Below are 8,096 nucleotides of genomic sequence, written 5' to 3'. Positions count from 1 at the left end.
CGGCGACCCGGAGGACCGGCGCCTCCAGCGAGAAGAAGGCGCGCTCGGTGACGGTCGCCGCGATCTCGGAGCCGAGGCTCACGTTCGCGGACGCCTCCTGCGCGACGACGAGCCGACCGGTCCTGCGGACCGACGCGAGCAGCGGCTCCCAGTCGATCGGGGAGAGTGAGCGCAGGTCGACGACCTCGACGCTCGTGCCCTCCTCGCCGGCGAGCTCGGCGGCCTGGAGGAGGACGGCGACCATCGGGCCCCAGCCGACCAGCGTGACCTCGGTGCCCGGGCGGACGACGCGGCTGGCGTGCAGCGGCGCGGCGGATCCGCTGAGGTCGACGTCGCCCTTGGGCCAGTAGCGGCTCTTGGGCTCGAAGAACATGACGGGGTCGTCCGAGGCGATGGCCTCCTGGATCATCCAGTAGGCGTCGTTCGGAGTCGACGGGCTGACCGCGCGCAGGCCCGCGGTGTGCGCGAAGTACGCCTCGTTGCTCTCCTGGTGGTGCTCGACCGCTCCGATGTGCCCGCCGTAGGGCACGCGGATGACGACGGGCATGGTGATCGCGCCCTCGTGGCGGTTGGTCATCTTGGCCAGCTGCGAGGTGATCTGGTCGAACGCCGGGTAGATGAACCCGTCGAACTGGATCTCGCAGACCGGGCGGAAGCCGCGCATCGCGAGCCCGATCGCGGTGCCGACGATGCCGGACTCGGCGAGCGGCGTGTCGAGCACGCGCTTCGCCCCGAACTCGGCGTGCAGGCCCTCGGTGATGCGGAAGACGCCGCCCAGGGGTCCGATGTCCTCGCCCATCAGGAGGACTCGGTCGTCCTGCGTCATCGCGCGGCGGAGGCCGGCGTTGAGCGCCTTGGCCATGGACATGGACTCGAGCTGCGACCCGGTGAGGGTCGGCTGCGCGGCCGTCGTGCTGGTGTCGATCGTCATCACTCGCCTCCGAACGATTCTTCGTAGCGCTGCAGCCACGCCTTCTGCTCCTCGACGAGCACGTGCGGCTCCGAGTAGACGTGGTCGAACATGACGCCCGTGGGCGGGACCTCGAGGGCGAGGAGGCGGCGGCGGATGTCGGACGCGAAGTCCTTCGCCTCCTCGTCGACCTCGTCGAAGAAGGACTGCTCCACGCCCTCGCTCCGCAGGAACGCGGCGAAGCGGGTGATCGGGTCCTTCGCGACCCACGAGGCGAGCTCGTCGTCGGTGCGGTACTTCGTCGGGTCGTCGCTCGAGGTGTGCGCGCCGATCCGGTACGTCAGCGCCTCGATGAACTGGGGACCGCCGCCGGAGCGCGCGTCCTGCAGGTGCTTGGCGGTGACCGCGTAGCTCGCGAGCACGTCGTTGCCGTCGATCTGCACGCCGGGGATGCCGAAGCCGGAGGAGCGGAGGTAGAGGGGGCTGCGCGACTGCGTGGCCACGGGGACCGAGATCGCGTAGTGGTTGTTCTGGAGGAAGAAGACCTCGGGAGCCTGGTAGCTCGCGGCGAAGACCATCGCCTCGCTGACGTCGCCCTGGCTGGAGGCGCCGTCGCCGAAGTAGACGACGACGGCCGCGTCCTTCTCGGGGTCGCCCGTGCCGGTCGCTCCGTCGAGGGTGAGGCCCATCGCGTAGCCGGTCGCGTGCAGGGCCTGCGAGCCGAGCACCAGCGTGTAGAGGTGGAAGTTCCCGTTCGTCGGGTCGGTCGGGTCCCAGCCGCCGTGCGTCGTGCCGCGCAGGAGCGCGAGGACGCCGAGCAGGTCGATGCCGCGGATCTTGCCGACGACGTGCTCGCGGTAGGAGGGGAACACGTGGTCCTGCGGGCGCATCGCGAACGCGGAGCCGACCTGCGCCGCCTCCTGCCCGTGGCTCGGGACCCACAGTCCGAGCTGGCCCTGGCGCTGCAGGTTCGCGGCCTCGGTGTCGAAGCGGCGGACCACCGCCATCTCGCGGTAGAAGGAGCGGTGCTGCGCCTCGTCCACCCCGTCGAGGTAGGAGGCGTACTGCTCGGCCGCGGGGGTCGGCGAGAACCGCCCGTCCGCGGAGAGGAACTGGACAGTCGGCGACTCCGTGCTGGTGGCTACCACCCGACTAACCTATCCGTCTCGCGGGGTGGCCCTCGGGGAGGGAAGCCACAATCTCGGCCGCCGCGCTGAGGAGCTTGTCGACAGAGCGCGCCTCGCCGACGGAGACGCGGATCCCCTCCGGCGGGAACGCGCGGACCACGACCCCGGCGCGCTCGAAGACCTCGGCGGCACGCGCCGTGTCCTCGCGGGTGTCGAACCAGAGGAAGTTCGCCTGCGACTCCGGGATCGTCCAGCCCTGGTCGAGCAGCGCCCGCCAGAGGTCGTCGCGGAGGCGGGTGATGCGGTGGACGCGCTCGAGGAGCTCCTCGCGGTGCTCGAGGGAGGCGACCGCCGCGGTCTCGGCGAACCGGGTGACCGAGAGCGGGATGGCGGTGGAGCGGGCCGCGTCGAGGATCCGCGCGTGGCCGATCGCGTAGCCGACGCGGAGGCCGGCCAGGCCGTACGCCTTGGAGAAGGTGCGGGCGATCACGAGGTTCGGGTAGCGGCCGAGAAGGCGGGTGCCGTCCACGGCCCGCTCGTCGTCGACGAACTCGGCGTAGGCCTCGTCGAGGAGCACGAGGACGTCGCCCGGGACGCGCTCGAGGAGCGACTCGACGTCGTCGGCGGTGGCGACGGTGCCGGTGGGGTTGTTGGGGCTGCAGACGATCAGCAGGCGGGTGCGCTCGGTGACGGCCTGCGCCATGGCGTCGAGGTCGTGAGTGTCGTCGGCGCGGAGCGGCACGCGCACGCTGGTGGCGCCCGCCGTCGTGACGAGCGAGGGGTACGCCTCGAACGAGCGCCAGGCGTAGACGACCTCGTCGCCCGGGCCCGCCGCCGCGGTGATGAGCTGGGCGATGACCGCGACGGAGCCGGCTCCGACGATCACCTCCTCGATCGGGACGCCGTACTCCGCGGCGAGCGCTGTGCGCAGGGCGGTCGCCGCCGCGTCCGGGTACCGGTTGAAGTCGTCCACCTCGCGGACCCGCGCGAGCACGGAGGGCAGCGGGTCGAACGGGTTCTCGTTGGAGGAGAGCTTGAAGGCGTCGGCGGCGGCCGCGCGGCCCTGCTTGTAGGCGGGGAGCGCCAGGATCTCGGGGCGGAGGCGGACGGGAGGCTCCTGCTGGTCGGTCACCCGCCCCATGCTAGGCGGCGCGGCGGCGGGCGCCCCGCCGTTCCGCGCGCGCCGTCCCCCGCCCTCGACGGGTGTGCGCCGGCCCCCCTTCCCACCGGTCGAGCGCCGCCGGTGCGGCCCGGAGGTGCGGCCGACCCGGGTCTCGGATGCGCGAACCGCCCCACTGACCGGCGCCCACGGCGGCCGTCCCCCGATTAGGGTGCAGTGATGCGGAGTCGAGGGCGAGCCGAGCGGCGCGGGGGTGCGCGCCCGCTTCTCCGGGGCGCCACGGCCGCGATCGCCCTGCTCGTCGCCGCCGGCGCGCTCACCGGATGCACGCCCTCCGCGGAGGGCACGCAGGCGACCCCGACTCTCCGCGAGACGTCCATCGACGTCGCCGCGCCTCCGGCCTACACCGCCGCGCGCGAGGCCGGCCTCGCGCTGCGGGACGACTCGCTCGCGCTCCTCACCGCGACCGACGGCACCGTCGCGGGCGCGGCCCGCACCGATCTGCTGGTGGCGATCGGATCCCTGAACGCAGCGCTCGAGGGAGTCTCGGCCGACGCCATCACCACCGCGACGACCGCGGCCGGGGAGCAGCGGACGGCGCTGGCCGAGCGCGTGCTCGGCCTCGCCACGTCGACCCTCGCCTCCGGTCGCGGATCGACGTCCCGGCGGGCGGTGCTGACCGACGCGGTCGAGCAGCTCCGGAGCGCTCTCGCCTCGGGAGCCGCGGTCGCTCCGCTGGCCGTCGCCGTGATCGAGGCGCGCGAGCCGCTCGTCCCGGAGCCGGGCAGCGGATTCGCTCCTCCTCCGCGCCCCGCGCCTCCCGCAGCTCCCCGGCCGACCAGTGCGCCCGAGCCGACCCAGGAGCCGACGCCCGATCCCCCGGCTCCGGAGCCGGCTCCCGCGCCCGCCCCCGAGCCGACCGAGGCCCCGCAGCCGACGGCGGAGCCCCTGCCGCAGCCCGAGCCCACCGCGGTGCTCCCTCCGCGGACCTGCGCCGACGACCCCCGCCTCTGCACTCCTGCGCCCGAGCCGACCATCGGCGGGCCCCTCACCTGAGCCCCGGCTCGCGGCGCGCCCCGCCTGCGGGGATAGTGGAGGCATGAGCAGACTCCTCCTCGGCCTCCTGACCAACGCCGTCGCGATCTGGCTCACGACCCTGGTCGTGGCGGGCGTGCGCGTGGACCCGTACGAGGAGGGCCCCGCCGCGGCGGTCCTCACGTACCTGCTGGTGGCGGTGATCTTCGGCGTCGTCAATGCCGTCGTCGGCGGAGTGGTGCGGGTGGTCGCGTTCCCCCTGTATGTGCTGACGCTCGGCCTGGTCTCGTTCCTCGTCAACGGCCTCCTGCTGCTCGTGACCGCCTGGATCAGCGGCCTCTTCGGCTTCGGCCTCGTCGTGGACGGCTTCTGGTGGGGCGTGCTCGGCGCCCTCGTGCTCGCCCTGGTGAACTGGTTCATCGGCCTCCTCCTGCGCCCCTTCCTCCGCCGCCGTCAGGACTGACACCGCGGCCTCGGCAGTCAGCATCGGCCACGCCGCCGCCGCCCGGGAGGCGTCGCGCGCCATCGGTGGACGACGGCCGCGATCGGCCTGCTGTGGAGGAGCCGCGGTGCGCCATGATGGGCGGGTGACCCCCGACTCCCCTGCGCCCTCGGCCTTCGCCGTGTGCTTCGTCTGCACCGGCAACATCTGCCGGTCGCCGATGGCCGAGGTGGTGCTGCGCTCCCTGGCGGAGCAGGCGGGGCTCGGCTCCGCGATCGAGATCAGCTCGGCCGGCACCGGCGAGTGGCACCTCGGCGAGCACGCCGACAGCCGCGCCCTCGCGGCGCTGGAGCGGCACGGCTTCGACGGGGGCCGCCACCGCGCGCAGCTCTTCGACCCGTCCCGCTTCGCCGAGTTCGACCTGGTCGTCGCGCTCGACCACGGGCACGAGCGCGCGCTGCGCTCCTGGGCGCGCACCGAGGTCGACCGGCAGAAGATCCGCCGCCTGCTCGACTTCGAGCCAGGCCTCTCCCCGCAGGGCGACGTCCCCGACCCCTACTATTCCGATGCGGCGGCGTTCGACTCGGTGCTCGCGCTGATCGAGCGCGCCTGCCGGGCCCTCTTCGCCCAGATCGAACCAGGACTGCGCGGCAACCGCTCTGTCCGCCCCGACTCCACCGACGCGCGCGCCGCCCTCGCGCAGGACACCTGAGAACCGGAAGGCACCACCGCATGACCTCGCTCCCCACCCAGCCGCTGAGCCCTCTCGACGGCCGCTACAGCGGTGCCGTCTCGTCGCTCGGCGAGTACCTCTCGGAGGCGGGGCTGAACCGCGCGCGGGTGCACGTCGAGGTCGAGTGGCTGCTGGCGCTGACCGACCGCCGCCTCTTCGGCTCCGAGCCCGTCGACGCGGCGACCGCCGAGGAGCTGCGCCGCCGCGCCCGCGACTTCGGCCAGCCCGAGATCGACGAGCTGGCCGCCCTCGAGGCCCGCACCCGCCACGACGTGAAGGCCGTGGAGTACCTCGTCCGCCAGTGGCTCGAGGAGCTCGGACTGCAGCGCATCGCCGAGCTCACCCACTTCGCCGCCACCAGCGAGGACATCAACAACCTCTCCTACGCGATCGTGGTCCGTCAGGCCGTCGGCGAGATCTGGCTGCCGAAGCTGCGCTCGGTCGTCGCGTCGCTCCGGGAGCTGGCCGTCCGCTACCGCGACGAGTCGATGCTCAGCCGCACCCACGGCCAGCCCGCGACCCCGACCACGATGGGCAAGGAGTTCGCCGTCTACGCGTACCGGCTCGAGCGGGTCGTCGCGCAGATCGAGGCGACGGAGTACCTGGGCAAGTTCAGCGGAGCGACGGGCACGTTCGCCGCGCACCTCGCCGCCGACCCCGGCACCGACTGGCCCGCCCTCGCGGAGGAGTTCGTCACCTCCCTCGGCCTCGTCTTCAATCCGCTGACCACCCAGATCGAGTCGCACGACTGGCAGGCCGAGCTCTACGGCAGGGCCGCGCACGCGAACCGCATCCTGCACAACATCTGCACCGACGTCTGGACCTACATCTCGCTCGGCTACTTCCGGCAGATCCCCCAGGCCGGGGCGACCGGCTCGTCCACGATGCCGCACAAGATCAACCCGATCCGCTTCGAGAACGCCGAGGCGAACCTCGAGCTCTCCAGCGCCCTGCTCGACTCGCTCGCGCAGACCCTGGTCACCTCGCGCCTCCAGCGCGACCTCACCGACTCGACCACGCAGCGCAACATCGGCGTCGCGTTCGGCCACTCCCTCCTCGCCCTCGACAACATCGCCCGCGGCCTGCTCGAGATCGACCTCGACCCGACCGCCCTCGCCGCCGACCTCGACGGCAACTGGGAGGTGCTGGCCGAGGCGATCCAGACGGTGATCCGCGCGGAGGTGGCGGCCGGCCGCTCCTCGATCACCGACCCGTACGCGCTGCTGAAGGACCTGACCCGCGGCAAGCGCCTCGGTGCCGACGACCTCGCCGTCTTCGTGCAGGGTCTCGACATCGGCGACGCGGCGAAGGAGCGCCTGCTGGCGCTGACGCCGGGCGGCTACACGGGCCTCGCCTCGTCGCTGGTCGACCGCCTGAGCTGATCCGCGGGCCGCGAGCGCGCGGATGCCGCCGTCCTCGAGAGCGAGCACTCCGACTCCTGCGTGCTCGCGGCGGCGCGGTCGACGGCGGCGCGATGTCGGGGGTCGCACCTAGCGTCGGCGGCATGGGAGCGTGCGCGATCGGAGGGTGCGCCTCCTCGGCGGAGACGGGTGCGCCGCTCGCGCTGTGCGCCGCGCACCTCGGGCTCGCGCACGACTGGGTCGCCCGCGAGGACGGCGTGATCGACGCCCTGCCCTCGCCGTGCGCCGCGTGCGGGTCCCGCCTGGGCGTCCGGCTCCCCTCCGCCTGGCTCTGCGCCGCCTGCGAGTGGCGGCTCGGCGATGCTCCCGACGGCGAGCTCCCGCCGCCCCGGGTCGACGTCGTCTACTACATCCGCTTCGGCGAGCGGATCAAGATCGGCACCAGCGGCAATCCCCGGCAGCGCCTCCACCGGCTCCGGCACGAGGAGCTCCTCGCGTTCGAGCGCGGCGGGCGAGCACTCGAGCAGCACCGGCACGCCCAGTTCGCCGACGAGCGCCTGGAGCGCACCGAGTGGTTCGCGCGCAGCCCCGTGCTCGACGCCCACATCGAGACCGTGCGCGCCGGGGAGCCCGACCCCTGGGCGCTGCACCGCCGCTGGCGCAGCGAGGCGCTGGCCCTGCGGCTCTGACGCGTCGGCTGCGAGCCGGCGGCGACGACTCGACCGCTCCGACTCGCCGATTCCCACTCGCCGGTTCCCACTCGCCGGCACTGCATCCACGGGTCCCGCTCCGCCGAGCCGGACACCGGGACGGAGCGACGGGGAGGGAGCGACGGGGACGGGTCCCGGAGGACCGTCCCGCAGCCGCCGCACGACGCGCTCAGCGCCCCCAGGCGTCGACGAGCAGCGGACCACGGACATCGCGGAGCCGGTCGACCAGACGGTCCGCCAGCGCGGCCGTGACTCCCGTGGCGACCAGGTCGTGGGGGCCGAGCGGCAGCAGCTTCCCCGTGCGGATGCGCACCACCTCCCACCCGGCGGAGCGGAGCGCGCGGTCCTTCCGCCGGTCGGCCTCCTCGCGGTGCCCGACGTGCTCGAGTCCGTGACGGCCGGTGGAGTCGTACTCGATCGCGACGCGCAGCTCGCCGAGCACCAGGTCGGGCCACGCCTCGCAGTGCTCGAAGAACGGCCGCGCGAGACGCACCGCCGTGTGCGCCGGGTCGAAGACGAGCCGCTCGGCGAGGAGCGCCCGGAGCCGGGCCTCGACGGCGGAGGCGGGAGGAGGCGCGCACCGGCTCGCGAAGGGCTCGCCGACGGGGAGGTCCGGCGTCTTCGGGCACACGCGGGCGGGCCGGGGTCGGGAGCGCGC

General features: G+C 73.7%; 8 protein-coding genes and 1 pseudogene. 5 read left to right on the top strand and 4 right to left on the bottom strand.

From position 1 onward, the window contains the following. The 3 genes from C5C49_RS16485 to hisC form a co-directional block, all read right to left on the bottom strand. On the bottom strand, positions 1–868 hold an 868-nt coding region (locus C5C49_RS16485), incomplete at its 3' end, for a transketolase C-terminal domain-containing protein (protein ID WP_181135798.1). Positions 869–930: 62 nt separating this feature from the next. After that, entirely contained in the window at positions 931–2,058 is a 1,128-nt protein-coding gene (locus C5C49_RS16480; protein ID WP_104226633.1) for a thiamine pyrophosphate-dependent dehydrogenase E1 component subunit alpha, read from the bottom strand. Between the two features lie 4 nt (positions 2,059–2,062). Then, positions 2,063–3,178, bottom strand: a complete 1,116-nt coding sequence (hisC, locus tag C5C49_RS16475; protein ID WP_104296287.1) for a histidinol-phosphate transaminase — start codon at positions 3,176–3,178, stop codon at positions 2,063–2,065. A 198-nt stretch (positions 3,179–3,376) separates the two neighbouring features. On the opposite strand from hisC, the gene C5C49_RS16470 reads away from it, so the two are divergent. The 5 genes from C5C49_RS16470 to C5C49_RS16450 all read left to right on the top strand — a co-directional run bounded on the left by C5C49_RS16470 (position 3,377) and on the right by C5C49_RS16450 (position 7,417). Next, on the top strand, positions 3,377–4,213 hold the full coding sequence (locus C5C49_RS16470) for a hypothetical protein (protein WP_104346608.1): 837 nt from the start codon (positions 3,377–3,379) through the stop codon (positions 4,211–4,213). Positions 4,214–4,256: 43 nt separating this feature from the next. Beyond that, positions 4,257–4,655 carry a phage holin family protein gene (locus C5C49_RS16465; RefSeq protein ID WP_104237970.1) on the top strand — a complete coding sequence of 133 codons (399 nt, stop codon included), beginning with the start codon at positions 4,257–4,259 and terminating at the stop codon, positions 4,653–4,655. Positions 4,656–4,779: 124 nt separating this feature from the next. Then, positions 4,780–5,346 (top strand): low molecular weight protein-tyrosine-phosphatase, encoded by a 567-nt coding sequence (locus C5C49_RS16460; RefSeq protein WP_181027248.1) that lies wholly within the window; start codon positions 4,780–4,782, stop codon positions 5,344–5,346. Between the two features lie 20 nt (positions 5,347–5,366). Continuing rightward, positions 5,367–6,749: an adenylosuccinate lyase gene (purB, locus tag C5C49_RS16455; RefSeq protein WP_104237969.1), complete on the top strand. Its 1,383-nt coding sequence runs from the start codon at positions 5,367–5,369 to the stop codon at positions 6,747–6,749. Between the two features lie 122 nt (positions 6,750–6,871). After that, positions 6,872–7,417, top strand: coding sequence for a GIY-YIG nuclease family protein (locus C5C49_RS16450; protein WP_104346607.1), 546 nt, complete (start codon positions 6,872–6,874; stop codon positions 7,415–7,417). A 190-nt stretch (positions 7,418–7,607) separates the two neighbouring features. On the opposite strand, the pseudogene C5C49_RS16445 reads toward C5C49_RS16450, so the two are convergent. Continuing rightward, positions 7,608–8,096 (bottom strand): annotated as a pseudogene (locus C5C49_RS16445) (endonuclease domain-containing protein); the annotation flags it as partial.

It is taken from the genome of Rathayibacter sp. AY1E2 (genome assembly GCF_002932325.1).
Taxonomy (GTDB): Bacteria; Actinomycetota; Actinomycetes; order Actinomycetales; family Microbacteriaceae; genus Rathayibacter.
The sequence above is the reverse complement of the archived record's forward strand: the minus strand, read 5'-3'. Positions and strand labels throughout refer to the sequence as shown.